The following is a 23,649-nucleotide window of genomic DNA, read 5'->3' as shown; positions in this document are numbered from 1 at the left end:
GTGTCCTGATCCTACAGATATTTGGACACCACACAATCCTTGTGCTCGATGTGGTGTACGAATTCGTCGCGGAAGTGCTTGATAAAGCTGCGTACCGGCATGGCGGCGGCGTCGGCGAGGGCGCAGATGGTGCGTCCCATCATGTTGTGCGCCACCGAGTCCAGGGTTTCGATGTCCTCGGGCGTGCCGCGCCCGTGCTCGACGCGATTCATCATGCGATAGAGCCAACCGGTGCCCTCGCGGCACGGCGTGCACTGGCCGCAGGATTCCTCGAAATAAAAATACGACAGGCGCATCAGGGACTTGACCATGCAACGGGTCTCGTCCATGACGATCACTGCGCCCGAGCCCAGCATGGACCCGGCCTTGGCGATCGAGTCGTAGTCCATATTGGTCTGCATCATGATATCGGCGGGCAGCACCGGGGCGCTGGAGCCGCCCGGGATCACGGCCTTGAGCTTGCGCCCGCCGCGCATCCCGCCCGCGAGCTCCAGCAGGGTCGCAAAGGGTGTGCCCAACGGGATCTCGTAGTTGCCGGGGCGCTCGACGTCGCCCGAGATGGAGAAGATCTTCGTCCCGCCTGCGTTGGGAATGCCGGCCTCGAGATAGGCCTGGGCGCCGTGGCGAAAAATCCAGGGCACCGCGGCGAAGGTTTCCGTGTTGTTGACCGTGGTGGGCTTGCCGTACAAGCCGAAGCTCGCCGGGAAAGGCGGCTTGAAGCGCGGCTGGCCTTTCTTGCCTTCGAGGGATTCCAGCAGGGCCGTCTCCTCGCCGCAGATGTAGGCGCCAAAGCCGTGGAAGGCGTGCAACTCGAAATCAAACCCCGAACCGAGGATATTCTGGCCCAGGAACCCCGCCTCGCGGGCCTGTTCCAGGGCCTGCTCGAAGCGCTCGTAGATCTGGAAGATTTCGCCGTGGATGTAGTTGTAGCCCACGCTGATGCCCATGGCATACCCGCCAATGATCATGCCCTCGATCACGGAGTGCGGGTTGTAACGCAGGATGTCGCGATCTTTGAAGGTGCCGGGCTCGCCCTCGTCGGAATTGCAGACCAGGTATTTCTGACCCGGCAGCTTGCGCGGCATGAAGCTCCATTTGAGGCCGGTGGGAAAGCCCGCGCCCCCGCGGCCGCGCAGGCTCGAGGCCTTGACCTCGGCGACCACGTCCTCGGGTTTCATGCCCGTCGAAAAGATACGGCGCAGGCCCTCGTAGCCGCCACGCGCAACGTAGTCTTCCAGGCCCCAGTTGTGGCCATCCAGGCCGGCGAGAATCTGCGGCTCGATGTGACGGCCATGAAAGATCATGCTGCGCGAGGGATCCCCGCCCAGGTCCGGAGACAGCGCGTCCGTTGAGAATTTCTGCAGTACGTCCAGACCGCTCATGCCGGCTCCTGCTGTTTGAGTTCGCCGATCAGGGCGTCGATTTTTTCCGGCCGCATGCGGCAGCACATGTGCTTGCCGTTGACGATCATGACGGGCGCATCGCCGCAGGCGCCCATGCACTCGCCCTCGAGCAGGGTGAACAGGCCATCGGCGGTGGTCTCGTGAAAATCGATCCCGAGCTTTTCCTTGAGGTACTCGGCCGACTTCACGCCGTCTTGCAGGGCACAGGGCAAATTGGTGCAGATCGTCAGCGTGTAGCGGCCGACGGGCTTGGTGTTGAACATGTTGTAGAAGGTCGCGACCTCCTGGACTGCGATGGGCGGCTGGCCCAGGTACTGCGCGACATCGCGGATGATCTCGGGCGAGATCCAGCCCTGTTCATCCTGCGCGATGGTGAGCGCCGCCATCACGGCGGAGCGCTTTTGTTCCGGTGGAAACTTGGTCAGTTCCTGGTCGATCTTGCGATAGGCTTGTTCAGAAAGCAGCATATGAATCCCTGGTTGGCGTCCTCGAGCGGCGGGTGCGGACGACTAACGGTCGATTTCGCCGAACACGATGTCCTGGGTGCCGATAATGGTCACCACGTCGGAGATCATGTGGCCGCGGGACATTTCCTCTAGCGATTGCAGGTGGGCGAAGCCCGGTGCGCGGATCTTGACCCGATAGGGCTTGTTGGCCCCGTCGGACACCATGTAGATGCCGAATTCGCCCTTGGGGTGTTCGACCGCCGCGTACGCCTCGCCCTCGGGCACGTGCATGCCCTCGGTGAACAACTTGAAGTGGTGGATCATGTCTTCCATGCCGGTCTTCATGCGCTCGCGTTTTGGCGGCGCGACCTTGTGGTTGTCGACGATGACCGGGCCCGGATTATTACGCAGCCACTCGACACACTGGCGGATGATGCGGTTGGACTCGCGCATCTCGGCGATGCGGACCAGGTAGCGGTCGTAGCAATCGCCGTTGACGCCCACCGCGATGTCGAACTCGAGACGGTCGTAAACCTCGTAGGGCTGGTGCTTGCGCAGGTCCCATTCGACGCCCGAGCCGCGCAGCATGGGCCCGGTGAAGCCCAGCGCCAGCGCGCGCTCGGGCGTGACCACGCCGACGTCGACGAGGCGCTGCTTCCAGATGCGGTTGTCGGTCAGCAAGACCTCGTACTCGTCCACGCAGGCCGGAAAGCGGTTGGTGAAATCCTCGATGAAGTCCAGCAGCGATCCCGAGCGCGCGGCGTTCATGACGCGCATTTCCTTGTCGCTGCGATATTTGCTGGGCGCGTATTGCGGCATGGTGTCGGGCAGGTCGCGATAGACCCCGCCGGGACGGTAGTAGGCCGCGTGCATGCGCGCGCCGGACACCGCCTCGTAGCAGTCCATCAAGTCCTCGCGCTCGCGGAAGGCATAGAGGAACACGGCCATCGCGCCCACGTCCAGGGCGTGCGAGCCCAGCGACATCAGGTGATTGAGGATGCGCGTGATTTCGTCGAACATCACGCGGATGTACTGGCCGCGCAGCGGCACCTCGATCCCCAGCAGGCGCTCGATGGCCATGCAGTAGGCATGCTCGTTGCACATCATCGACACGTAGTCGAGGCGGTCCATGTAGGGCAGCGCCTGCAGATAGGTGCGATGCTCGGCGAGCTTTTCGGTGGCGCGGTGCAAGAGGCCGATATGGGGGTCGGCGCGCTGCACGACCTCGCCGTCCAGTTCCAGCACCAGGCGCAACACCCCGTGGGCCGCCGGGTGCTGAGGGCCGAAGTTCAGGTTGTAGTTCTGGATTTCTGCCATGTCAGTACCGCTCTATTCCGTAGTGATCCTCGCGCACCACGCGCGGGGTGATCTCGCGCGGCTCGATAGTGACCGGTTGATAAATGACGCGCTTCTGTTCGGCGTCATAGCGCATTTCCACATGGCCGGAGATCGGAAAATCCTTGCGGAAGGGATAGCCGATGAAGCCGTAGTCCGTGAGGATGCGGCGCAGGTCGGGATGCCCCTCGAACACGATGCCGAACAGGTCGAAGGCCTCGCGCTCGTACCAGTTCACCGCGGGCCAGACCTCGATCAGCGAACGCAGCACCGGGAACTCGTCGTCGGGCGCGTACACACGCACGCGCAGCCGCCAGTTATGACTCACCGACAACAGATGCACCACGACGGCGAAGCGTCGCGGATACGCGGCCGCCCCGGACGTGCGGGTCGGGGCCTTCCAGGCCGAGTAGTCCATGCCGCACAGATCGACACAGGATTCGAAGCGCAGCCGCGCATCGTCCCGCAGGGTGCGGCAGGCGTCGATCCAGGCATCGGCGGGCACCTGCAGCGTCAATTCGCCATGGGCCTCGACCAGGTCGGCCGCCGCGCCGAAGACCTCGCGCAGGTTGTCGTGAAGAGTCTGTAGCCGTGTCATATGCAGATCGTGGAAAGAGGTTCAGCGAGGGGCCGGCGGGACGCCGGCTCAGCGGGCGATGGTGTTGGTCAGGCGGATCTTGTTCTGCATCTGCAGCAAGCCGTAGACCAGCGCCTCGGCCGTGGGCGGACAGCCCGGCACATAGACATCGACCGGGACGATGCGGTCGCAGCCGCGCACCACCGAATAGGAGTAGTGATAGTAGCCGCCGCCATTGGCGCAGGAACCCATGGAGACCACCCAGCGGGGCTCGGGCATCTGGTCGTAGACCTTGCGCAGGGCCGGGGCCATCTTGTTGCACAGGGTGCCGGCCACGATCATCAGGTCGGACTGGCGCGGGCTGGGACGAAAGATGATGCCGAACTGGTCCAGGTCGTAGCGGGCCGCGCCCGCATGCATCATTTCCACCGCGCAACAGGCCAGGCCGAAGGTCATGGGCCAGAGCGAGCCGGTCTTGGCCCAGTTGAGGAACTTGTCCGCGCTGGTGGTAATGAAGCCTTCGTTGAGTACACCGTCGATTGCCATGATTGATCCCCCAGGTTATTCCCAGTCCAGCGCGCCGCGGCGCCACTCGTAGATGAAGCCCACCGTCAACACGGCCAGGAACACCGCCACCGCCCAGAAGCCGACCATCCCCACCACCCCGTTGGCCATGGCCCAGGGGAACAGGAATGCGATTTCCAGGTCGAACATGATGAACAGGATGGCGATCAGGTAATAGCGCACGTCGAACTTCATGCGCGAATCGCCGAACGCCTCGAAGCCGCACTCATAGACGGACAGTTTTTCGGCATCGGGCCGGTTAGGCCCGAGAAACCGCCCCGCCACTAGCAAAGCCGCACCGATCAAGGTCGCCACGATGATGAAAAGCAGCACGGGAAAGTACTGTTGCAGATTCATGCGCAAGGCCCCTGTTCACAATAATTAAACTATGGGATTGTAGCATTTCGACAGAGCCTTTCAGCGGGAAAACCCTGTACGGAAACATATTGCGGATCAAGGCTTTCCGAGCATACCGACACGGGCTTGCACGGACCTGAATGCCGCGTTCCGCAGGGCCCCGCGGCCCCGCGGGCGTCGCCCCGGGCCCGCGGGGCCGCATCAGCGGGCGCAGTCGCGGAAAACCACCCCGTGGGGCGGTTTTCCGTGATCGGGCACCGAGGCACCCGATCGGCTCACGCGACCCGGCGGCCCGGGCCTCGTCGCATGGGGGGCCCCATGCGCGGCGCTCAGAACCGGTGATTCAGCCCGAGGCCAAGCTCCTTGGCCTTGGCGCCGTCGACATAACCGACTCCCGTGCCGTAGCTGCCGTAGGCGTACAGAGAGGTGCGCTTGGACAGGGGGTACTTGTAGTTCAGGTGATAGATGTTCTGGGTCTTGGCGTCTTCGCCCCACTTGTCGGCGTCATCCAGGTTGGACGCGGAACGCCCCCAGGATACGGCCAAGACGCCCGTGCCGACCGGCGCAGACAGGCCGACGTAGTAGTTGCTGGACTTGAAGTCATGGCCAAGCGAGTACGAGCCGATCGCGGGCCGTGTGTCCGCGGTGAACAGGCCGGAGGCCACATTTGCCCAGCCCAGCTTGCCGTAGCGGTCCTGGCCGTACGCCAGGTGCAGCTTCACGACCTCAAAATCATAGGACCCGGCAATCGCCCAGTTGGTGGTCGCATTCTCCAGCGCGTTGCTTTCGCGATCGTAGCTGAGCGACACGTCGATCGGGCCGCTGGCATACTTCAGGCCGGCCGACAGCCGGTTGCTGCGCTCGGTGATGTTCGCGCCGCCGGCGGGCGTGTCGACGCTCAGGATGCTGGTATTCGGATTGCCATAGGCGACACCCGCTTGGAAACCGGAGAAGCTGGGGGTCACGTACTTGAACGCGTTGTCCATGCGATTGCTCGAACCCTGTCCGCCAAAGGTCCGGTCCATATCGCCCATGCTGACGCCCACATTGGCGCTGCCATACGTGAAGCCGTTGCCCATGTTGTACTGGCGGCCCATGGTAAAGGAACCCCAGTGGTCGCTGGCCAGACCAACCCAGGACTGGCGATGGAAGAGCGCACCGGACTTGCTGCTATTTCCGCCACTCCCGATATCGAAACCGGCTTCGAGGGTAAAGATGGCACGCAGGCCATCACCCAAATCCTCGGAGCCGCGGACACCCCAGCGGTTGCCGCTGACGACCCCGGACGCCAGGCCGGAACTGGTGCTCCTGACCCGGATGTCGTTCCTGTCGTACTTGATTTGGCTATAGCCATAGCCGGTGTCGAGGATGCCGTACAACGTGACGGACGTTTCCGCTTGGGCGGCGCCGGCGAGGCCGGCAAACAGCGCGGCAGCGAGCAGCGTCTTTTTCATGTGAGAGATCTCCGTAGGTTGAATGGATCAGAGCAGCCCAACAGCGGCGTGGCGCCGCCGCTGCCGGCAACGTCGCGAGTGAACGTTGCGGCTAGAGAGCTGAAACGGAGTCTAGCAGTGAGATTCGCGTTTTATACGGGAAAATCCCTATTGAAACATATTTCAATTTAATGACGAAATTACTTCAATTCGATGACCGCAACACCTCGATACGATGACAGTGAGCTCTTGGATTCAACGACGCTCTATGGCCAAGCGTCCGCCGACAACCTCGATATTGCCTGCAACCCTGCAACATACCTGCCATAAAGCCCTGCTCTTTGCGGGCTGCCACGCACGATCGCTGCTCTCCTGGCTTCTTGGCACGTCGTTTGTACGCCACACCGCTGCCCGGCACAGGGGCCACCAACCCGTCAAAATCCGTGTCGCACCCGCGGCTGACCACCTCTGGAAGGAGGCCGCTTTCGCCCCAGGCGCGGCCCAGATGCAAAAAACCACCCCGAAGGGTGGTTTTTTGCGATCCTGAGATCGGGAACCGGAGTTCCTGAACCGGGTTCAGGTGGCCCGGCAAGCCGGGCCTCGCGGCATGGGATGACCCATGCGCGGCGATTAGAACTTGTGGTTCAGGCCGACACCGGCTTCCTTGCCCTTCAGGCCGTCGATGTAGGCGATGCCCGTACCGTAGCTGCCGTAGGCGTACACGGTGGTGCGCTTGGACAGGGGGTACTTGTAGTTCAGGTGGTAGATATTCTGAGCCTTGGCATCGTCGCCCAGCTTGTCGGCGTCGTCCAGGTTCGAATCCGAACGGGACCACGACGCGGCCAGGGTGCCGGTACCAACCGGAGCCGACAGACCGACGTAGTAGTTGTTCGACTTGAAGTCCTGGAAGTAGGCGTTGGTGGCCAGGCCATTGTTCATGCCGGTGTCGCCGCCGAGTTCACCCCAGCCCAGCTTGCCATGACGGTCTTGGCCGTAGGCCAGGGCCAGCTTCACGACTTCGAAGTCATAGGAACCGCTCAGCGCCCAGTTGGTGATGGCGTTTTCCTGACCACCGCCCAGGCTGGCGCGATCGTAGCTGGCGCCGACAGCCAGGGGGCCGTTGGCGTAGTTCAGGCCGGTCGACAGCCAGTTGCTGCGGTCGCTGGAACCAACGCTGGTGCCGTCAACTCGGGTAATGGTGGTCTTGGGGTTGCCATAGGCCACGCCAGCGGTAAAGCCGGAGAAATTGGGGGTCACGTACTTGAACGAATTGTCCATGCGGCTGCCCAGACCTTGGGAGCCGAAGGCCTTGTCCATATCGCCCATGCTGACCGACAGGTTGTTGGCGTAGGTCATGCCGGTGGCCACGTTGTACTGGCGACCCATGGTCAGGGTGCCCCAGTTGTCGCTAGCCAGACCAACATAGGCTTGGCGGCCGAAGAAGGCGTCGTCGCCTTGCTGGCTCTTGCCGGTGTTGATGTCGAAACCAGCCTCGAGGGTGAAGATGGCGCGCAGACCGTCGCCCAGGTCCTCGGAGCCACGAACGCCCCAGCGGTTGCCGTTGACGATGCCGGAGGTCAGGCCCGAGCTCGTACGCTTGGCGCTGATGCCATCCTTGCTGTACTTGAAGTTCGAATAGCCGTAGCCGGTATCGAGGATACCGTACATCGTGACGGACGTTTCTGCTTGAGCAACGCCGGCAAAACCGACGATCAGAGCAGCAGCGAGCAGAGTCTTTTTCATGTAAGAAATCTCCGTAGATTGAGTAAATCAGAGCAGCCCAACAACTACCTGTGCTGCTGCTCCTTCTAACTCCGCGATGGGAAGTTGTAGGTATTGCATCAAAAATCCGTGGGGAGCGCTATGACACCTTGTTTAAATCCGCGAGTTTCCAGCCATTGCGTTGTGTTTGAACCACAACTTTGCAACCCCCACTCGGGCATACCAGGGTTTACCCGAGGCCGAGGAATCCGGACCATAAAACAGAAAACCCGAGCACATGGCGCCGCGTGAGGCATTACGCCGTCACCCCTTTCCCGCATAGGCACCGTATCATTATCGCTCATCGCGGCCCTCTTGGCACGGCCCGCGCGCAACCCAGGAGGTTCCTTTGCCCGCCCTCGCCCAATTGACCTGCGTCGAAGATTTCCGCCGGCTCGCCCGCCGCCGCGTGCCGCGCATGTTCTACGACTACGTGGATTCGGGCTCATGGACCGAAGGCACCTACCGCTCCAACGAGACCGACTTCCAAAAACTGACGTTCCGCCAGCGGGTCGCCGTGGACATCGGCCGACGCAGCCTGCGCGCCACCTTGCTCGGCGAGGATGCGGCCATGCCGGTGGCCCTCGCCCCCACCGGCCTGACGGGGATGCAGCATGCCGACGGCGAGATCCTGGCGGCGCGCGCCGCCGAGCGCTTCGGCATCCCCTTCACGCTCTCGACCATGAGCATCTGCTCGATCGAGGACATCGCCGCGCATACCAGCCGCCCGTTCTGGTTCCAGCTTTACGTCATGCGGGACCGCGATTTCATCGGCCGCCTGATCGACCGCGCCGCGGCCGCAGGCTGCTCGGCCCTGGTCGTCACCCTGGACCTGCAGGTGATGGGCCAGCGCCACAAGGACATCAAGAACGGACTCTCCACCCCGCCCAGGCCCACGCTGGCCAACCTGATCGATCTGGCGACCAAGCCCCGCTGGTGCCTGGGCATGCTGGGCACCCGGCGGCGCGCCTTCGGCAATATCGTGGGGCATGTCCAGGGGGTGACCGACATGCGCTCGCTGGGGGCCTGGACGGCGGAGCAATTCGATGCCTCGCTGAACTGGGAGGATCTGGCGTGGATCAAGGCCCGCTGGGGAGGCAAGATCGTTGCCAAAGGCATCATGGACGCGCAGGACGCACGCCTGGCGGTCGCCGCCGGCGCCGATGCGCTGATCGTCTCGAACCACGGCGGCCGGCAGCTCGACGGGGCCCCCTCCTCGATCTCGGCCCTGCCCGCGATCGCCGACGCGGTGGGCGGGAACGTCGAGGTCCTGATGGACGGCGGCGTGCGCGGCGGCCAGGATGTGCTGCGGGCGGTGGCGCTGGGCGCGCGCGGCGCCATGATCGGCCGCGCCTTTCTCTATGCGCTGGGCGCCCTGGGCGAGACCGGCGTGACGCGCTGCCTCGAGCTGATCGCCAACGAGCTGGACGTCTCCATGGCCTTTTGCGGCCGCACCCGGATCCAGGACGTGGACCGGACGATCTTGCTGAACCCGGGGATTTTCGACTGAATACGGCGCACGGGGCGCGCTACACTGCCGCATGCTGAACGTTCTGTGGCTCGGATTCTTCCTGGTGGCGGCGGCGGCCGGCCTGTTCCAATGGCTGGTTCTGAACGATGCCGCGGTGTTCGCGCGCCTGATCGCCAGCCTGTTCGATATGGCCGAGCTGTCGGTGCAGCTCATGCTGCTCTTGTTCGGCACGCTGACGCTATGGCTGGGCTTTCTGCGGATCGCCGAATCGGCGGGCCTGGTCGACTGGCTGGGCCGCCTGCTCGCGCCGCTGTTTCGCCGCCTCATGCCAGGCGTGCCCGCCGGCCATCCGGCGCTGGGCCTGATCACCCTGAACTTCGCCGCCAACGGCCTGGGCCTGGACAACGCCGCCACGCCGATCGGCCTGCGCGCCATGCACGCCCTGCAGACGCTCAATCCCGAGCCGCGCACCGCGACCAACGCGCAGATCCTGTTCCTGGTGCTGAATTCCTCATCGCTGACGCTGCTGCCGGTGACGATCTTCATGTACCGCGCCCAGCAGGGCGCGCCGGATCCGACGTTGGTGTTCCTGCCCATCCTGCTCGCCACCTCGGCCTCGACCCTGGTGGGCCTGCTGTCGGTGGCGCTCATGCAGCGCCTGCGGCTGCACGACCCGGTGGTGCTGGCCTGGCTGGGGGCGGCGGTGCTGGCGCTGGGCGGTTTCATGGCCCTGCTGGCCTCGCTGAGCGCGGCCGCGGTGGCCGCCCTGTCCTCGTTGCTGGGCAACCTGGTGCTGTTCGGGGTGATCATCGCCTTCCTGCTGGCCGGGGCCTGGAAGCGCATCCCGGTCTACGAGCAGTTCGTCGAGGGCGCAAAGGAAGGATTCGAGGTCTGCAAGAACCTGCTGCCCTACCTGGTGGCCATGCTGTGCGCCATCGGCGTGCTGCGCGCCTCGGGTGCGCTGGACGTTTTGCTGGACGGCATCCGCTGGCTCGTCCAGGCGGCGGGGCTGGACACGCGCTTCGTGGATGCCTTGCCCACCGCGCTGGTCAAGCCTTTTTCAGGCAGCGCGGCGCGCGCGCTGATGATCGAGACCATGCAGCACTACGGCCCCGACAGCTTCCCCGCCCTGCTCGCCGCCACCGTGCAGGGCAGCACGGAAACCACCTTCTACGTCCTGGCGGTTTACTTTGGGGCGGTCGGGGTGCAGCGCGTGCGCCATACCGTGGGCTGCGCGCTGCTGGCGGACGTGGCCGGCGTGCTGGCCTCGATCGGGGTGTGTTACTGGTTTTTCGGCTAGCGCCGACGCCCGCGTCAGGCGACCGCGGGGCCGGGCTCGGGAATACCGACGCTCGCCAGCGCCCGCAGCGGCCCGACAGCGCGAATCGCCTCGATCTGGGCGGGCTCGCGCACATAGACCGTGCCGCCATAGGACAATGCGTTGAGGGACACCCCTTCGAAGTGCTCGCGGCTGCGCGGCAGCACCAGCATCCAGCCATCCCCCACCAGCATATTGCACGGCGGCAGCAGGCCGTCCTCGCCGCCGGGCACCAGACTCAACTCGGCGCAGGCGCGGCCAAACGCGTCGTGCATGGCCTGTGCGGCCGCCTCCGGGTCACAGCCGAACCCCGCCTCGACGCGCACGAAGCAATGGCGCAGCGGCAGGCCCGGATGGCGCGCGAGGGCGCCCGGCGCGATGTCGGCGGGCAGCCCCTCGCCGAGATACCGCAAGGAGGCGTTGCCCTCGGCGGCGGGAATCCATTGGACGTGCTTGTGCCGCTGGCTGGCGCCGGCCGCCGCGCCGCCGTTGTAGAAGCCCAGCCCGCCCGCGTCCGAGAGCACTATGGCCAAAGCGAGGAAATCGACGAGCTCCAGCGGGCTGAGTTGCTCGGCGAACTCGCGGCGCGCCAGCACCAGATGATGCAGGCACACGGGAAACTTGTTGAGGACGACGTTATGGTGCGCCCCCAGGGGGCCAACGGTCAGGGCCGGGTCCGGCGGGAGGAAAGGGTTGAAATTCGGATCGCGCGGACCGCCCGGCAAGGTGGTCGCCGGCGTGGCGCCCGCCTTGGCCGCATCCTTGGCCGCCAGCGCGGCGACCCAGCGCACGGTGAACGGCAGGCCGGCGTCGCGCATCACGACCTGCTCGGCGACGATGGGTTGCAGATCGCCCGAAGCAATCGCGGCGTCGGTGCGCGCCCGCACGGCGCCCATGAACGTCGAGTCCATCACATTCTCCTGTCCGACCGGGGCGCGTGCACCGTCGCGGCGGACCGCGCCCGCGCCCCGGAACCATGATTGGGTTTGCCGCCGATTGTAGGGCATCCCCGCCGCCACGGAAGGCCCAGGCGTCGAAGCAACACGAACTCGCGCGCCCCGGCCTCGTGAGTGCGCTAAGATAAATACTTGCACGCGATGCGCTCGAATCCCGGGCGCAGGCGGCAACCCCACACAGCGAGGTCGCACCATGGCCACAGTCAGCCTTTCATCCCGACTCGGCGCCACGATCCGCCTCGCCCTGATTGCCGGATCGGGCATGGCCCTGGGGGCTTGCGCCAATATCGCGGCCACGCCGCCAGGCACCCCGATCGATCAGGTGCAAGCGCAATTCGGCGCGCCAACGCTCACGTGCACATCGCGCGCGGGCAAGCCACGCGCGATCTGGTCGCAGCAGCCCTACGGACAATTCGCCTGGGGCTCGGACCTGACCTCCGATGGCCGCGTCGAGCGGATCGAGCCGGTGCTGACCGATGCGCACTTCAAGGTGCTGGCCGAGGGCACGTGGACGCCCGAGCAGGTGCGCTGCGAATTCGGGCCGCCGGCGCAGATCGACACCGCGGGCCTGCCCTCTGTGCGCCAGATCGTCTGGAACTACCGCTATCGCCAGGACGGCGTCTGGAATTCGCTGATGTTCGTGTTCTTCGGCCGTGACGGCGCCCAGGTCACCAAGTTCCACCCGGGCCCCGACCCGATGTATCTGCAAGACGACCGCTCGCCGCGGTTCTGACCCGACGACCCTCATGCGCGGGCGCCGCCTCCAATGACGTCCCAGAGCCCGCGCCACGGCCTCGACCTCTCCGCCATTGTCCTGCTGGCGGTTTTCTGGGGCATGAACTGGCCCGCGGTGCGCATTGCGCTGTACGAGGTGCCGCCATGGACACTGCGCGCCATCGGCATGGGCGCCGGCGCGCTGTTTCTGGCGGCCCTCACCATCCTACGGCGCGAACGCCTGCGGCCCGAATCCGGCGAGTGGCTGCCGATCCTTGCGGCCGGCTTCTTTTCCATCACGCAGTTCAACCTGCTGCTGGCCTTCGCCCAATTGCTCGCGCCGACGACACGGGCGGTGATCGTCACATACACCATGCCCGTCTGGACCATCCTCTTTGCCCGCCTGCTCCTTGGCGAACGACTGGATGGCCGACGATGGACCGGGCTGATCCTCGGCGTGGCGGGATTGCTCGGCCTGGGCTGGCCGCTCGTTCAGGCAGGCACCTTCTCCTATGGCCTGGCGTTGGCGCTGCTGGCCGGCATGAGTTGGGCCTTGGGCACGATCATCAGCAAGCGCTTTCCCGTCGCCACCCCCTCGATGTCGGTCGTCGCGTGGCAACTCGCCGGAGGGGCCACCGTCGCCGCCATCGGCGCCGTGGTTTTCGAATCGGAATCGCCCGTCGACTGGACCACCCTGCGGGCCGAAACCTGGATGGCGCTGGGCTACCACATCATCTTTGCACAGGCCCTGGCCTATATGGCCTGGTACAAGCTGCTGGACCGCCTGCCTGCCGGAACGGTCAGCCTGTCGATGCTGCTGGTGCCGGCGATCGGGGTGATGGGCTCGATTCTGATGCTGGGCGAGCATCCGACATTCGCGGACTATGCCGGCCTGCTGCTGATGACCGCCGCGGCCAGTGCGGTGCATGCTCCGCGCCGGACCCGCGCGCCCTAGTGTCCTGTTCAGTCCATACCCGTACTCGAATTCGGCGTCTGCGCATCCATCCAAATTTGAATGTGCGGATGAACCGAACAAGGCACTCGCCAGGCTGACTCCAGGCGCGGGCTTGTGGCGATTGCGGCGACGGTCATCGACTCAAGCAAGCGGCTTCTGCAGCAACGCCAGCACACCCGACACCAACAACATCATCGCTGATACGGCCAACCCGAAGGACAACGAGCCAGCCCTGTCGCTCAACCATCCGCAGGCGGCCGGGCCTATCGTCTGGCCGATGGCGAACAGGCTGGTGGCGATTGCCATGGCGTTGCCCCAGGCCGGCCGGGCGAGGTTATTCTTGACAAAACCGGTCACGGCGGCGGGCACCATGAAAACACTGCCGCCCACCAAAGTCGCGGAAAGCCAGATCCCCACTAGATTGGGCAGAATCAGGGGCAGGGCCGCGCCCGCCGTCAACACGAACAGCGCGGCCCCCATCGGGCGGCCGTCGCGGCGCCCATCGAAGGGGCGCGCCCAGAGCAGCGGGGCCAGCAGCGTCATGACGCCCAGCAAGCCCCACATCACCGAGGTGGTCGTGGCCAGGCTCGCGGCATTGACGGCGTCATGCCGGACCCAAGCCACCATGAACGTCATGTAGGCGATATAGCCCAGCCCGAAAATAAAGTATGACGCCAGCACCGGCAGGCAAGCGCGCCACGGCCAGTCGGCGCCGACGTGCGGGGAAGAGGGCTCGGCGATGGAGCGCGCGGCATGGATCGCAGCGACGGAAAGCGGGAGGCAGACGACGCCCGTTGCGATCCACGCCGCTGGCCAGGCGGCTGGCCCCCGCAACTCGAACAGCCACGGCAGCACCGCGCCCGTGAGCAGCATGCCCAAACCGCCGCCGCTGAAGAACACGACGATGGCGCGCGTGCCCAGCACGCCCGCAAGCACGCCCCCGCAGATGAATACCCCCGCCCCGCCGAACCCGGCCGTGAACCGGAACACGCCCAGCCAAAAAAATCATGCGTCAAGCCGCAGGCCAGCACCGACACCGTCGTCAACGCCATGCCCCACATGAACAGGCGCCGGTTTCCCAGCCGCGCGACAAAGTAGATGGCGAGCACCGCGCCCAGCAGATAGCCGAGCGCATTCACGGTATTGAGCCAACCCGCCTGCGCGTAATTCAATTGCAGGTCGGCCTGCATCGCCGGCAGAATCAGCGCATAGCCGAAACGCGCGAAACCCACGGCGACCGCCGATCCGCCGGACAGGGCCCAGGCCACGGCCGCGGGCTTCACGACCGCCTCCGGCCACGCCCTGTACTTTCAGGCGCGGCGGTGTCGCGGTACGACATTCGACTAGGAGAAGAAGCCATGTGAGGACAAGGCTTTAATGCCAGAAAATCTGGCGGAGACGGAGGGATTCGAACCCTCGATGCGGGTATAAGCCGCATGCTCCCTTAGCAGGGGAGTACCTTCAACCACTCGGCCACGTCTCCAGCAAGGCTGGGATTCTAACACAGGAAGACGGCCCGGGCCGCGGGATTCCGGCCCGGATGCCGCGATGCTCAGACCTCGGGCCGTACGGACTCCTGGTCGAGTTCAAAGGCCTTGTGCAGCGCGCGAACGGCCAGTTCCATGTACTTGTCGTTGATCAGCACCGAGGTCTTGATCTCGGAGGTGCTGATCATCTGGATGTTGATCCCCTCCTCGGCCAGCGTGCGGAACATCAGGCTGGCGACGCCGACGTGGCTGCGCATGCCGATGCCGACGATCGAGACCTTGGCCACCTTGTCGTCGGAAACCACCTCGCCGGCGCCGACCGCCGGGGCAATCTGGTCGCGCAGCAGATCGAGGGTGCGGGCGAAGTCGTTGCGGTTGACGGTGAACGAGAAGTCGGTCATCCCCTGCAGCGAGATATTCTGCAGAATCATGTCGACGTCGATGTTGGCGGCGGCCACGGGCCCCAGGATCGAATAGGCGACGCCCGGGGTATCGGGAACGTTGCGCAGGGTGATCTTGGCCTCGTCGCGGCTGAAGGCGATACCCGAGACAACGGCGGTTTCCATTTTCTGGTCTTCCTCGAAAGTGATGAGCGTGCCCGAGTGCATTTCCTCTTCGACCGGGATCATGGGATCAGTCAGCGAGGACAGCACCCGCAGCGGAACATGGTATTTGCCCGCGAACTCGACCGAGCGGATCTGCAGGACCTTGGAGCCCAGGGAGGCCATTTCCAGCATTTCCTCGAAGGAAATGACATTCATGCGGCGGGCTTCGGGGACGACGCGCGGATCGGTGGTGTAGACCCCGTCGACATCCGTGAAGATCAGGCACTCGTCGGCCCCCATCGCGGCGGCCACCGCAACCGCCGACGTGTCCGAGCCGCCACGGCCGAGGGTGGTGATGTTGCCCTCGTCGTCGATGCCTTGAAACCCGGTGACGATGACCACGCGGCCGGAATCCAGATCGGCGCGGATGCGCTTGTCGTCGATCGAATGGATGCGCGCCTTGGTGTAGGCGTTGTCAGTGCGCACCGGCACCTGCCAGCCGGCGTAGCTGCGCGCGGCCGCGCCCTCGCGCATCAGCGCCATGGCCAGCAGGGCGCTGCTTGCCTGCTCTCCGGTGGCCGCCAGCATGTCGAGCTCGCGCGGATCCGGCTGGGGCGAGATTTCCTTGGCCAGGCCGAGCAGGCGATTGGTCTCGCCGGACATGGCCGAGGGCACGACCACGACCTGGTGGCCGGCGGCGTGCCACTTTGCGACGCGGCGCGCGACGTTCTGGATGCGTTCGACGGACCCCATCGAGGTGCCGCCGTACTTTTGAACGATGAGAGACATGATGCGATCGGTATGGGTGGGTACGGGCGCGCATGCGCGCCAAAAACTGCTTATTCTACCTGTGTTTTTGGCTCGAGGACCACGCGTCCGCGCACGCAGGCAACCCAGCGGCCGTCATGGCGCATGCGCATGTGCCGGTCGTGGCCCAGGGCGTGCAGCCCGCGCAATTGCCGCAAGAGCTCGTCCAGGCGGGCCGCGCTGGGCGCGCGCAAGCCCTGCCGGCCCAGCCAGTGGCGCAGCGCCAGGGCTTGCCGGGCCGGCGGCAACCGCCGCCAGGCCGCCAGCGAGAACGCGGTGCCGTCCGGCGAGGGATCGAGCCCGCTCCAGTCCGCGCGTGCGACCTCGTCGATCAGCAGCGCCAGCTCGCGGCCCTGGTCCGCATGGCGAACGAGGGTGCCCTGCCACCCCGGCCAGCGCGCGTCGAGCACGGGGGCGAGGCGTTCGCGCAGGGCCGCTCGGGTATAGCGCGGATCCGCGTTGCTCGGATCGTCGACGGGGCGCCAGCCACTGTGCTCGCCATAGCGATCGGCGCAGCGCAGGATTCGCGTGCGCGGCACGGCGAGCCAGGGGCGTAGGTAGCGCAGGCCGTCACGCGTCATTTCGGGGGCCATGGCCGCCAGCGCCAGCGGCCCGGCGCCGCGCAAGAGCCGCAGCAGCACGGTCTCGGCCTGATCGTCGCGATGATGGGCGAGCAGGACCGTGTCCACGCCCGCCAGGCCCGCCAGCCGCGCCAGGGCGCCGTAGCGCGCATCGCGCGCGGCCGACTCCATGCCGTCGCCGCGGATGGCGACCTCGACGCGCAGACTATGGCATGAAATCCCCAGCGCCGCGGCCAGGCGATGCGCATGGGCCTGCCAGCGGTCGGCATCGGCCTGCAAGCCGTGATGGACGTGGAAGGCGTGCAGGGTGCGGCCCGTCTCGTGCGCCACGCGCGCCGCGTGCAGCGCGAGCATGGCCGAGTCCGCGCCGCCGCTCAAGGCGACAGCCGCCGGGCCGGCGCCGCCGGCCAATGCCGGGCGCAGCGGCTCGAGCAGCGCCGGATCGCAATCCGGCCAGCAGGACTCCAGCCGAATCATGGCGCCCGCGGCGTGTGTCGCCCCCTCGAGGCATCGAGCCTCATCGCGGCACACACCCTGCGTTCAGGCGGTGGGATCCTCAATGCGGCTCCTTGTGCGGTGTCGATGGCCCCAATGGTGTCTTGTCCGGCTATTCCACACAGCACACTAGGCGCGCGCTTCCTGATAACGCCCGTAGGCGGCGATGCGTTCGTGGCGCTGGCGCAGGAGCTCGTCGGTCTCGAGGCCGGAGACCTGGCGCAGCGCATCGGCCAGGGCGCGGTGCAACTGGCGGGCCATGGTGGCCGGATCACGGTGGGCGCCGCCCACGGGCTCGTTGACCACCCGGTCGATCAGGCCCAGATCCTTGAGGCGCGGCGCGGTGATCGCCAGGGCCTCGGCGGCGGTGGCCGCCTTGTCGGCGCTGCGCCACAGAATCGAGGCGCACCCCTCGGGCGAGATCACGGAATAGGTGGCGTATTGCAGCATCATCACCACGTCACCCACGGCGATCGCCAAGGCGCCGCCCGATCCGCCCTCGCCGATGATGGTGACAATGATGGGAACCTTGAGGCCGGCCATGGCGAACAGGTTGTGGCCAATGGCCTCGGACTGTCCGCGCTCTTCGGCGCCCACGCCGGGATAGGCGCCCGGGGTGTCGACGAAGGTGAAGACCGGCAGGCGGAATTTTTCCGCCAGCCGCATCAGCCGCAGGGCCTTGCGATAGCCCTCGGGCAGCGGCATGCCGAAGTTGCGCATGGCGCGCTCTTTGGTGTCGCGACCCTTTTGGTGGCCGATGACCATGCAGGGGGTGCCGTTGAAGCGCGCCAGCCCGCCGACGATGGATTGATCGTCGGCGTACATGCGATCGCCGTGCAGCTCGTGGAAATCGGTGAAAAGCTCGCGCACGTAATCCAGCGTGTAGGGGCGCTGGGGATGGCGCGCGACCAGGGCGGTCTGCCACGGCGTGAGCTTGGCATAGATGCTCTTGGCCAGGGACTGGCTCTTTTGCCGCAGGCGGCCGACCTCTTCGGAAATATCCACCGCCGAGTCGGCCTGCACAAAGCGCAGTTCCTCGATCTTGTTGTCGAGTTCCGCCAGAGGCTGTTCGAATTCGAGAAATGTATTTCGCATGAGCACTATTTTCCAGGGGAATGCAATTCAGTATTCGATGGCGCCGGCATCCATGCTACGCCACAAATACCAGCTCGCGACGGTGCGCCACGGCGCCCAGGCCTGCGCCACCTCGCGCGCCTCGAAGCGCGAAACGGGCTCGCCGCTGAAGTAATGGTGAGAGATCGCCTTGAGCAGCGCGGTATCGTCCAGCGGCAGGACGTCCGGACGGCCCAGATTGAAGATCAGGAACATCTCGGCCGACCAGCGCCCGATGCCGCGAATCGCACACAGTTCGGCGACCACCGCAGTGTCGTCCATGCCGACCCAGCGCTCGGCCTTTTCGCCATGGTCTCCGAAATAGCCGGCCAGATCCAGCAAGTACTGCGCCTTGCGGCGTGACAGGCCCATGGCGCGCAGCTCCGCCTCGCCAAAGCCTGCGATGCGCTCCGGCGTCGGATCGGCGCCGCAGCCGCGCACCAGGCGTCCCCACTGGTCGCGACCGAGCGAGGGTGAGATCTGCTGGCCGACGACGATGCGCGCAAGTGTGGCAAACGGGCTGCGGCGCACCGCAATGGACTCGTCGCCGAAGGCCGGGATGAGTTTGCGCAGGATGCGGTCGCGCCGCATCAGATGCTCGCAGGCGCGGTCCCAGTAGACGGGACGGGTCTGTCGGGCGGATTGTCGGTGCAGAGCATCCACGGCTATACCCTGCGCCATTGGGTCAGGCCGCCGGCCTTGTCCTCGAGCTCGACGCCCTGCTCGCGCAGGTCGGCGCGGATCCGGTCGGCGCGGGCGAAATCCCGGTCGGCCTTGGCCTGCGCGCGCTCGGCCACGAGGGTATCGATGGCGGCGGCCTCCAGCCCCGGCCCCACCGTCCCGCCGAGGTAGCGGGTGGGGGATTTGAGATAGGTCCCGGGATCGCCTTGCAGCAGGCCCAGCACGCCACCCAGCGCGCGCAACAGACCGCTGGCCTGCGCCGAGCGCTCGCGGTTGGCCTGGCCAGCCAAGTCGAACAGCACGGCGACCGCGCCCGAAGTGTTGAAATCATCGTCCATAGCGGCTTTGAAAGCCGCCGCCGCGGGCTGATCCCAATCGATATCGATCTCGGCGGGCGGCACGTTCGCCAGGGCCTGGTAGAGCCGGTCGAGCGCATGCTGCGCATCGAGCAGATTATCCGGCGCGTAGTTCTGGATACTGCGGTAGTGATTGCGCACGATGAAAAAGCGCAGCATCTCGGCCTCGCGCGGATTGGCCTCGTAGCCGGCCGCGTCCTCGGCGGGCGTCCCGCCTGCCAGCGTATCGCGAATGCGCTGGAAATTGCCCAGGGACTTGGACATCTTTTCCGCATCCACCATCATCGGTCCGCAGTGCATCCAGGTCCGCGCCAAGGGGCCGCCAAAGGCGCCCTCGCTCTGGGCGATCTCGTTTTCGTGGTGGGGGAACTTCAGGTCGGGGCCGCCGCCATGGATGTCCAGCGGCATGCCGAGCAGGGCGTGGCTCATGGCCGAGCATTCGATGTGCCAGCCCGGCCGGCCCGGCCCATAGGGGGATGGCCAGCGGGATTCTGCGGGCTCGTCCGCCTTGGCGGCCTTCCAGAGGACGAAGTCCAGGGGGTCATGCTTGCCCGCGGCCACCGCCACGCGCTCGCCGGCGCGCAGATCGTCCAGGGACTTGCCCGAGAGCTTGCCATAGCCTGGGAACTTGCGCACCGGGAAATTGACGTCGCCGTCCTCGCCGCGATAGGCCAGGCCACGCGCCTCGAGCCTGCCGATGATGTCGAGCATCTGGCCCACGTACTCGGTGGCGCGCGGCTCGGCATCCGGCGGCTGCACCCCCAGGGCGCGTTCGTCGGCGCGCATGGCCTCGATGAAGAAATCGGTGACCTCGTGCAGACGCCGGCCGCTCTGTACGGCGCGGCGAATGATCTTGTCGTCGATGTCGGTGATGTTGCGCACGAAATTTACGCGCCAGCCGCTGGCGCGCAACCAGCGCTGCACCACATCGAAGCCCACCAGCATGCGCGCATGCCCGAGATGGCAGAAATCGTAGACCGTCATGCCGCACACGTAAATCCGCACCGCACCCGGCTCGACGGGATTGAAGGCCTCTTTGCGGCGCGAAAGGGTGTTATAAATGTGCAGCATGATCGGTCAGACAAGAGCGCGGAGGGCGACGGGACGAGGGCCGCGAGGCATGGTGTGAGCCACGCCCGCCACGGGCGTCGCGCACACGGCAAGGCTAAAATGAGCTGACAAGTATACCTTCCCTCGATGATTTCCCTCAGTCCCAGACATAGGCGCCCCTCAGCCGTGATTCGACATTCTTTTCTCGTATTGACTCTGTGCGCTTGCATGGCGGCGGCCGCCCAAAGCCCGTCGGGCCATCTTAACGCGGACGGCGCGCCCGTGGCGGACCTCATGTTCGATCCACAGACCGGCCAGTTCATCGAGGCTCCGGCGCCCGAGCACGGATGGCAAGCCTTCGCCGACCTGCTCGAGGCGGCCAGCCCGGGCGTCGACACCGCGATCCCGCTGACGCCCTCCCAGGTCACCAGCCACATCGCGGCCATGCTGGACGCCGGGCGGGCCGAGGCCGCGCTGGACCTGATCCGCAAACGCCAGGAACAGCGCGAAAATGCCGGTAGCCTGGGCACCGACGTCCAGCTCATGTACTTGCACGGACGCGCCCTGGCCGCGTTGGGCCACCATGCGGAAGCAATCGGGGTATGGCGTCAGATGACCGTCGACTTCCCCGAACTGCCCGAGCCCTGGAACGCCCTGGCCATCGAATATGCCCGCCAGGGCCAGCTCGACCTCGCCCGCGAAGCCCTGCTGACCGCGCTGGTGGTCAATCCGGATTTCGCCCCAGCCCTCGAGAACCTCGGCCATGTCGACACCCGACTCGCGCAGCGCGCCTTTGCCCGGGCGCGGGCCGTGCGGGGCGAGACAGGCGCGACACGCCGGCCGGGCACCCCGGGCGGCGGCACGCCCGCCAATGCGGCACAATAGCGGTCCCACGACCCGGAGCCTCGCCACGATGTCCCCTATGTCTTCATTCCTTCGTATCCTGCCCTCCTGGATACGCGTTCTATGCCTGGCCAGCGCCATCGCCCTGATTCCGGGCGCCGCGAGCGCCGCGCAAGGCTCATCCACCCACGACCAAGGCAAGACCATGAGCAACCACCCCCAAGTCAAACTCCACACCAACAAGGGCGACATGCTGATCGAGCTCGACGCCGAAAAAGCGCCCAAGACCGTGGAGAACTTCCTGACCTACGTAAAGGAAGGCTTCTACGACGGCACGATCTTCCACCGTGTCATCAATAACTTCATGGTCCAGGGCGGCGGCTTCGAGGCCGGGATGAAACAAAAGCAGACTCATTCGCCGATCGAGAACGAAGCCAACAACGGCCTGAAGAACGACCGCTACACGCTGGCCATGGCCCGCACGGCCGACCCCCACTCGGCCACCGCGCAGTTCTTCATCAATGTCGCCGACAACGATTTCCTCAACTTCACCGCACCCACCTCCAACGGCTGGGGCTACGCCGTCTTTGGCAAAGTCGTCGAGGGTACCGAGGTGGTCGACGCGATCAAGCAGGTGAAAACCGGTAACAAGGGCTTCCATCAGGACGTCCCAGTCGATGACGTCATCATCGAAAGCGCCACGCTGGTTGAATAAGCTCACCCTGCCGGGCACGGTCTGGATCGCCTCGGACATCCACCTGGGCGAACACAATCCCGGCACGGCGGCGGTCTTTCTGCATTTTCTCGAAAGGGCACGGCGGGAGGCCGACGCCCTGATTCTGTGCGGCGATGTCTTCGAGGCCTGGATCGGCGACGACCACGCGCTGCACAATCCTCCCGACTGGTTGTCCGGAGCGCTCGAGGCCCTGCGGGATACCGCGCGCGGCATCCCGCTATGGCTGGGTCGCGGCAACCGCGATTTCCTGATGGGCGCGGCACTCGCCCGCAGCCTGGGCGCGCAACTGCTGGACGACGAGGTCCTCCTGAGCACCGCCGCGGGCACGGCCCTGCTCGCCCACGGCGATCAGTACTGCACGGACGATATTGGCTACCAGCGCCTGCGGCGGGTGGTGCGCACAGCCTGGGTGCAGTGCGCGTTCCTCGCGCTGCCGCTGGCCCTGCGCCGGCGGATCGCTGCCTGGGCGCGCGCGCGCAGCCACCGGGCGCGCGCCATGAAAACCATGCGCATCATGGACGTCAACCCCCAGGCTGTCGAGCGGGCGCTCGCGGCCGCGGGCTGCAGCGTCTTGATCCACGGTCACACCCACCGACCCGGCATGCATGAACTGAATGCCGGAGGACGCGCCTGTCGGCGGTTCGTCCTGCCAGACTGGGACCACGACCAGCCGCCCAGGCGCGGCGGATGGCTGGTGCTGGACGCGGGCGGCCCGCGCCTCGTGCTCGACGAGTCCTAGCCAGCGTCCGCGAACCCCGCCCTCACGGAGCGCCGGCGCCACCCAGGACCGGCCCCGCGGATCAGAGCAGCACCCAGAGGGCCACGACCGCCGCCAGCCCGATGCGATACCAGGCAAACGGCCGATAGGTCCGCCGGGACACGAAGGCCAGCACCGCACGCACCAGCACCATGGCGCTGAGAAAGGCGCTGAGAAAGCCCACGACGATCGCCAGCGACTGCGCCTCGTCGAGTGCCGCGCCATTCCTGTACAGGTCGTAGACGGTCGCCGCCAGCATCGTCGGCATGGCGAGGAAAAACGAGAATTCGGTGGCCGTGCGCCGGTCGATGCCGGCCAGCATGCCGCCGATAATGGTTGCACCCGAACGCGAGGTGCCCGGCACCATCGCGATCACCTGGGCACAGCCCACGGCCAGGGCCTGTTTCCAACTGATCTGCTCGAGCGCATGCGCGCTGGCGTGCTGCGAAACCTCGGTCTCGGCGCGGTCGCCCGGCTGCCTGGCGTGGCGCGGCCGGCGCTCGACCCACAGCATGATGAGCCCGCCCAACGCCAGGGTGACGGCGAACACGCCCGGGTGATGGAACAGCGCCTTGACGTAGCGGATGCCCAGGGCGCCGATCACAGCGGCCGGCAGGAAGGCGATCGCCAGATTGGCCACGAAGCGGCGTTCCTGAGGATCGCCGCTAAAAAAACCGCGCACGAGGCGCAGGATGCGTTCGCGAAACACCCACATCACCGCCAGGATGGAGCCCAACTGAATGACGACCTCGAATACCTTGTCATTCCCCGACGAGAAGCCGATCCAGTCGCCCACCAGCAGCAGGTGCGCCGTGCTCGAGACCGGGATGAACTCGGTCAAGCCCTCGACCAGGCCCAGGAACAGGGCCTTCAACAGAAACCACGCGCCATCGCTCATAAAACCTTCT

At 65.9% G+C, this 23,649-nt stretch carries 23 protein-coding genes, 1 tRNA gene and 1 pseudogene; 7 read left to right on the top strand and 18 right to left on the bottom strand.

Going from position 1 to position 23,649, the window contains the following annotated elements:
* Nucleotides 1-11: 11 nt before the first annotated feature.
* From nuoF to ABS761_RS00950, 8 genes are all read right to left on the bottom strand, one after another.
* A complete protein-coding gene (gene nuoF, locus ABS761_RS00985) occupies nucleotides 12-1,304 on the bottom strand; it encodes an NADH-quinone oxidoreductase subunit NuoF (protein WP_502881369.1) in 1,293 nt (430 codons plus the stop codon).
* Between the two features lie 74 nt (nucleotides 1,305-1,378).
* Complete coding sequence (nuoE, locus tag ABS761_RS00980) at nucleotides 1,379-1,870, bottom strand: NADH-quinone oxidoreductase subunit NuoE (protein WP_350406050.1); 492 nt, start codon at nucleotides 1,868-1,870, stop codon at nucleotides 1,379-1,381.
* A 42-nt stretch (nucleotides 1,871-1,912) separates the two neighbouring features.
* Entirely contained in the window at nucleotides 1,913-3,166 is a 1,254-nt protein-coding gene (locus ABS761_RS00975; protein WP_350406048.1) for an NADH-quinone oxidoreductase subunit D, read from the bottom strand.
* Nucleotide 3,167: 1 nt separating this feature from the next.
* Entirely contained in the window at nucleotides 3,168-3,782 is a 615-nt protein-coding gene (locus ABS761_RS00970; RefSeq protein ID WP_350406047.1) for an NADH-quinone oxidoreductase subunit C, read from the bottom strand.
* A gap of 48 nt (nucleotides 3,783-3,830) precedes the next feature.
* Entirely contained in the window at nucleotides 3,831-4,307 is a 477-nt protein-coding gene (locus ABS761_RS00965; protein WP_269496173.1) for a NuoB/complex I 20 kDa subunit family protein, read from the bottom strand.
* Nucleotides 4,308-4,322: 15 nt separating this feature from the next.
* Nucleotides 4,323-4,682, bottom strand: coding sequence for an NADH-quinone oxidoreductase subunit A (locus tag ABS761_RS00960; RefSeq protein ID WP_350406046.1), 360 nt, complete (start codon nucleotides 4,680-4,682; stop codon nucleotides 4,323-4,325).
* 329 nt (nucleotides 4,683-5,011) lie between these two features.
* On the bottom strand, nucleotides 5,012-6,136 hold the full coding sequence (locus ABS761_RS00955) for a porin (protein ID WP_350406045.1): 1,125 nt from the start codon (nucleotides 6,134-6,136) through the stop codon (nucleotides 5,012-5,014).
* A gap of 609 nt (nucleotides 6,137-6,745) precedes the next feature.
* Complete coding sequence (locus ABS761_RS00950; RefSeq protein ID WP_350406044.1) at nucleotides 6,746-7,858, bottom strand: porin; 1,113 nt, start codon at nucleotides 7,856-7,858, stop codon at nucleotides 6,746-6,748.
* Between the two features lie 367 nt (nucleotides 7,859-8,225).
* On the opposite strand from ABS761_RS00950, the gene ABS761_RS00945 reads away from it, so the two are divergent.
* Together ABS761_RS00945 and ABS761_RS00940 are read left to right on the top strand one after the other, a co-directional pair.
* Nucleotides 8,226-9,386 carry an alpha-hydroxy acid oxidase gene (locus ABS761_RS00945; protein WP_350406043.1) on the top strand — a complete coding sequence of 387 codons (1,161 nt, stop codon included), beginning with the start codon at nucleotides 8,226-8,228 and terminating at the stop codon, nucleotides 9,384-9,386.
* Between the two features lie 31 nt (nucleotides 9,387-9,417).
* The gene (locus ABS761_RS00940; protein ID WP_350406042.1) at nucleotides 9,418-10,647 is read left to right on the top strand and encodes a spore maturation protein; all 1,230 of its coding nucleotides are present in this window, start codon (nucleotides 9,418-9,420) and stop codon (nucleotides 10,645-10,647) included.
* A gap of 14 nt (nucleotides 10,648-10,661) precedes the next feature.
* Here the strand turns inward: ABS761_RS00940 and ABS761_RS00935 are convergent, their stop codons facing one another.
* Entirely contained in the window at nucleotides 10,662-11,576 is a 915-nt protein-coding gene (locus ABS761_RS00935) for an ATP adenylyltransferase family protein (protein WP_350406041.1), read from the bottom strand.
* Nucleotides 11,577-11,814: 238 nt separating this feature from the next.
* Here ABS761_RS00935 and ABS761_RS00930 point away from each other — a divergent pair, with 238 nt between their 5' ends.
* Together ABS761_RS00930 and ABS761_RS00925 are read left to right on the top strand one after the other, a co-directional pair.
* Nucleotides 11,815-12,354 carry a hypothetical protein gene (locus ABS761_RS00930; RefSeq protein ID WP_350406039.1) on the top strand — a complete coding sequence of 180 codons (540 nt, stop codon included), beginning with the start codon at nucleotides 11,815-11,817 and terminating at the stop codon, nucleotides 12,352-12,354.
* 33 nt (nucleotides 12,355-12,387) lie between these two features.
* Nucleotides 12,388-13,290, top strand: coding sequence for a DMT family transporter (locus ABS761_RS00925; RefSeq protein WP_350406038.1), 903 nt, complete (start codon nucleotides 12,388-12,390; stop codon nucleotides 13,288-13,290).
* 141 nt (nucleotides 13,291-13,431) lie between these two features.
* Here ABS761_RS00925 and ABS761_RS00920 read toward each other — a convergent pair whose 3' ends face one another.
* The 8 genes and pseudogenes from ABS761_RS00920 to cysS form a co-directional block, all read right to left on the bottom strand.
* Nucleotides 13,432-14,280: a YbfB/YjiJ family MFS transporter gene (locus ABS761_RS00920; RefSeq protein WP_350406624.1), complete on the bottom strand. Its 849-nt coding sequence runs from the start codon at nucleotides 14,278-14,280 to the stop codon at nucleotides 13,432-13,434.
* A gap of 14 nt (nucleotides 14,281-14,294) precedes the next feature.
* A pseudogene (locus ABS761_RS00915) lies at nucleotides 14,295-14,522 on the bottom strand (YbfB/YjiJ family MFS transporter); the annotation flags it as partial.
* Between the two features lie 158 nt (nucleotides 14,523-14,680).
* Nucleotides 14,681-14,773 (bottom strand) — tRNA-Ser (locus tag ABS761_RS00910).
* Between the two features lie 69 nt (nucleotides 14,774-14,842).
* Nucleotides 14,843-16,111, bottom strand: coding sequence for an aspartate kinase (locus ABS761_RS00905; protein WP_350406037.1), 1,269 nt, complete (start codon nucleotides 16,109-16,111; stop codon nucleotides 14,843-14,845).
* Nucleotides 16,112-16,161: 50 nt separating this feature from the next.
* A complete protein-coding gene (tilS, locus tag ABS761_RS00900; RefSeq protein WP_350406036.1) occupies nucleotides 16,162-17,187 on the bottom strand; it encodes a tRNA lysidine(34) synthetase TilS in 1,026 nt (341 codons plus the stop codon).
* Nucleotides 17,188-17,334: 147 nt separating this feature from the next.
* Complete coding sequence (locus tag ABS761_RS00895; RefSeq protein WP_350406035.1) at nucleotides 17,335-18,300, bottom strand: acetyl-CoA carboxylase carboxyltransferase subunit alpha; 966 nt, start codon at nucleotides 18,298-18,300, stop codon at nucleotides 17,335-17,337.
* A gap of 27 nt (nucleotides 18,301-18,327) precedes the next feature.
* Nucleotides 18,328-18,999 (bottom strand): DNA-3-methyladenine glycosylase family protein, encoded by a 672-nt coding sequence (locus ABS761_RS00890; RefSeq protein ID WP_350406034.1) that lies wholly within the window; start codon nucleotides 18,997-18,999, stop codon nucleotides 18,328-18,330.
* Nucleotides 18,984-20,426: a cysteine--tRNA ligase gene (cysS, locus tag ABS761_RS00885; RefSeq protein ID WP_350406033.1), complete on the bottom strand. Its 1,443-nt coding sequence runs from the start codon at nucleotides 20,424-20,426 to the stop codon at nucleotides 18,984-18,986. Before cysS ends, ABS761_RS00890 begins: the two co-directional genes overlap by 16 nt.
* Nucleotides 20,427-20,699: 273 nt before the next feature.
* Between cysS and ABS761_RS00880 the strand changes: the two genes are divergently transcribed.
* The 3 genes from ABS761_RS00880 (at nucleotide 20,700) to ABS761_RS00870 (ending at nucleotide 22,723) form a co-directional block, all read left to right on the top strand.
* Entirely contained in the window at nucleotides 20,700-21,290 is a 591-nt protein-coding gene (locus ABS761_RS00880) for a tetratricopeptide repeat protein (RefSeq protein ID WP_350406031.1), read from the top strand.
* A 163-nt stretch (nucleotides 21,291-21,453) separates the two neighbouring features.
* Nucleotides 21,454-21,963, top strand: coding sequence for a peptidylprolyl isomerase (locus ABS761_RS00875; RefSeq protein ID WP_350406600.1), 510 nt, complete (start codon nucleotides 21,454-21,456; stop codon nucleotides 21,961-21,963).
* Nucleotides 21,956-22,723, top strand: coding sequence for a UDP-2,3-diacylglucosamine diphosphatase (locus ABS761_RS00870; RefSeq protein WP_350406030.1), 768 nt, complete (start codon nucleotides 21,956-21,958; stop codon nucleotides 22,721-22,723). Before ABS761_RS00875 ends, ABS761_RS00870 begins: the two co-directional genes overlap by 8 nt.
* A 61-nt stretch (nucleotides 22,724-22,784) precedes the next feature.
* Here ABS761_RS00870 and ABS761_RS00865 read toward each other — a convergent pair whose 3' ends face one another.
* Nucleotides 22,785-23,639, bottom strand: coding sequence for an undecaprenyl-diphosphate phosphatase (locus tag ABS761_RS00865; RefSeq protein ID WP_350406029.1), 855 nt, complete (start codon nucleotides 23,637-23,639; stop codon nucleotides 22,785-22,787).
* Nucleotides 23,640-23,649: the final 10 nt, after the last annotated feature.

The sequence above is a fragment of the Castellaniella sp. GW247-6E4 genome (assembly GCF_040276065.1).
Taxonomy (GTDB): domain Bacteria; phylum Pseudomonadota; class Gammaproteobacteria; order Burkholderiales; family Burkholderiaceae_B; genus Castellaniella.
Note: the sequence above shows the minus strand (reverse complement) of the source record. Positions and strands in the feature narration are given on the sequence as shown.

Bases quoted from the DNA above. Each gene is read 5' to 3' on its own strand.
- ABS761_RS00930 (WP_350406039.1), top strand. From the start codon at position 11,815: ATGGCCACAGTCAGCCTTTCATCCCGACTCGGCGCCACGATCCGCCTC.
- ABS761_RS00875 (WP_350406600.1), top strand. From the start codon at position 21,454: ATGAGCAACCACCCCCAAGTCAAACTCCACACCAACAAGGGCGACATG.
- nuoF (WP_502881369.1), bottom strand. From the start codon at position 1,304: ATGATCTTTCATGGCCGTCACATCGAGCCGCAGATTCTCGCCGGCCTG.
- ABS761_RS00925 (WP_350406038.1), top strand. From the start codon at position 12,388: ATGACGTCCCAGAGCCCGCGCCACGGCCTCGACCTCTCCGCCATTGTC.
- ABS761_RS00905 (WP_350406037.1), bottom strand. From the start codon at position 16,111: ATGTCTCTCATCGTTCAAAAGTACGGCGGCACCTCGATGGGGTCCGTC.
- ABS761_RS00880 (WP_350406031.1), top strand. From the start codon at position 20,700: ATGTTCGATCCACAGACCGGCCAGTTCATCGAGGCTCCGGCGCCCGAG.
- ABS761_RS00965 (WP_269496173.1), bottom strand. From the start codon at position 4,307: ATGGCAATCGACGGTGTACTCAACGAAGGCTTCATTACCACCAGCGCG.
- ABS761_RS00865 (WP_350406029.1), bottom strand. From the start codon at position 23,639: ATGAGCGATGGCGCGTGGTTTCTGTTGAAGGCCCTGTTCCTGGGCCTG.
- ABS761_RS00950 (WP_350406044.1), bottom strand. From the start codon at position 7,858: ATGAAAAAGACTCTGCTCGCTGCTGCTCTGATCGTCGGTTTTGCCGGC.
- ABS761_RS00955 (WP_350406045.1), bottom strand. From the start codon at position 6,136: ATGAAAAAGACGCTGCTCGCTGCCGCGCTGTTTGCCGGCCTCGCCGGC.
- ABS761_RS00960 (WP_350406046.1), bottom strand. From the start codon at position 4,682: ATGAATCTGCAACAGTACTTTCCCGTGCTGCTTTTCATCATCGTGGCG.
- ABS761_RS00975 (WP_350406048.1), bottom strand. From the start codon at position 3,166: ATGGCAGAAATCCAGAACTACAACCTGAACTTCGGCCCTCAGCACCCG.
- nuoE (WP_350406050.1), bottom strand. From the start codon at position 1,870: ATGCTGCTTTCTGAACAAGCCTATCGCAAGATCGACCAGGAACTGACC.
- ABS761_RS00940 (WP_350406042.1), top strand. From the start codon at position 9,418: ATGCTGAACGTTCTGTGGCTCGGATTCTTCCTGGTGGCGGCGGCGGCC.
- ABS761_RS00895 (WP_350406035.1), bottom strand. From the start codon at position 18,300: ATGCGAAATACATTTCTCGAATTCGAACAGCCTCTGGCGGAACTCGAC.
- tilS (WP_350406036.1), bottom strand. From the start codon at position 17,187: ATGATTCGGCTGGAGTCCTGCTGGCCGGATTGCGATCCGGCGCTGCTC.
- ABS761_RS00970 (WP_350406047.1), bottom strand. From the start codon at position 3,782: ATGACACGGCTACAGACTCTTCACGACAACCTGCGCGAGGTCTTCGGC.
- cysS (WP_350406033.1), bottom strand. From the start codon at position 20,426: ATGCTGCACATTTATAACACCCTTTCGCGCCGCAAAGAGGCCTTCAAT.
- ABS761_RS00890 (WP_350406034.1), bottom strand. From the start codon at position 18,999: ATGGCGCAGGGTATAGCCGTGGATGCTCTGCACCGACAATCCGCCCGA.
- ABS761_RS00935 (WP_350406041.1), bottom strand. From the start codon at position 11,576: ATGGACTCGACGTTCATGGGCGCCGTGCGGGCGCGCACCGACGCCGCG.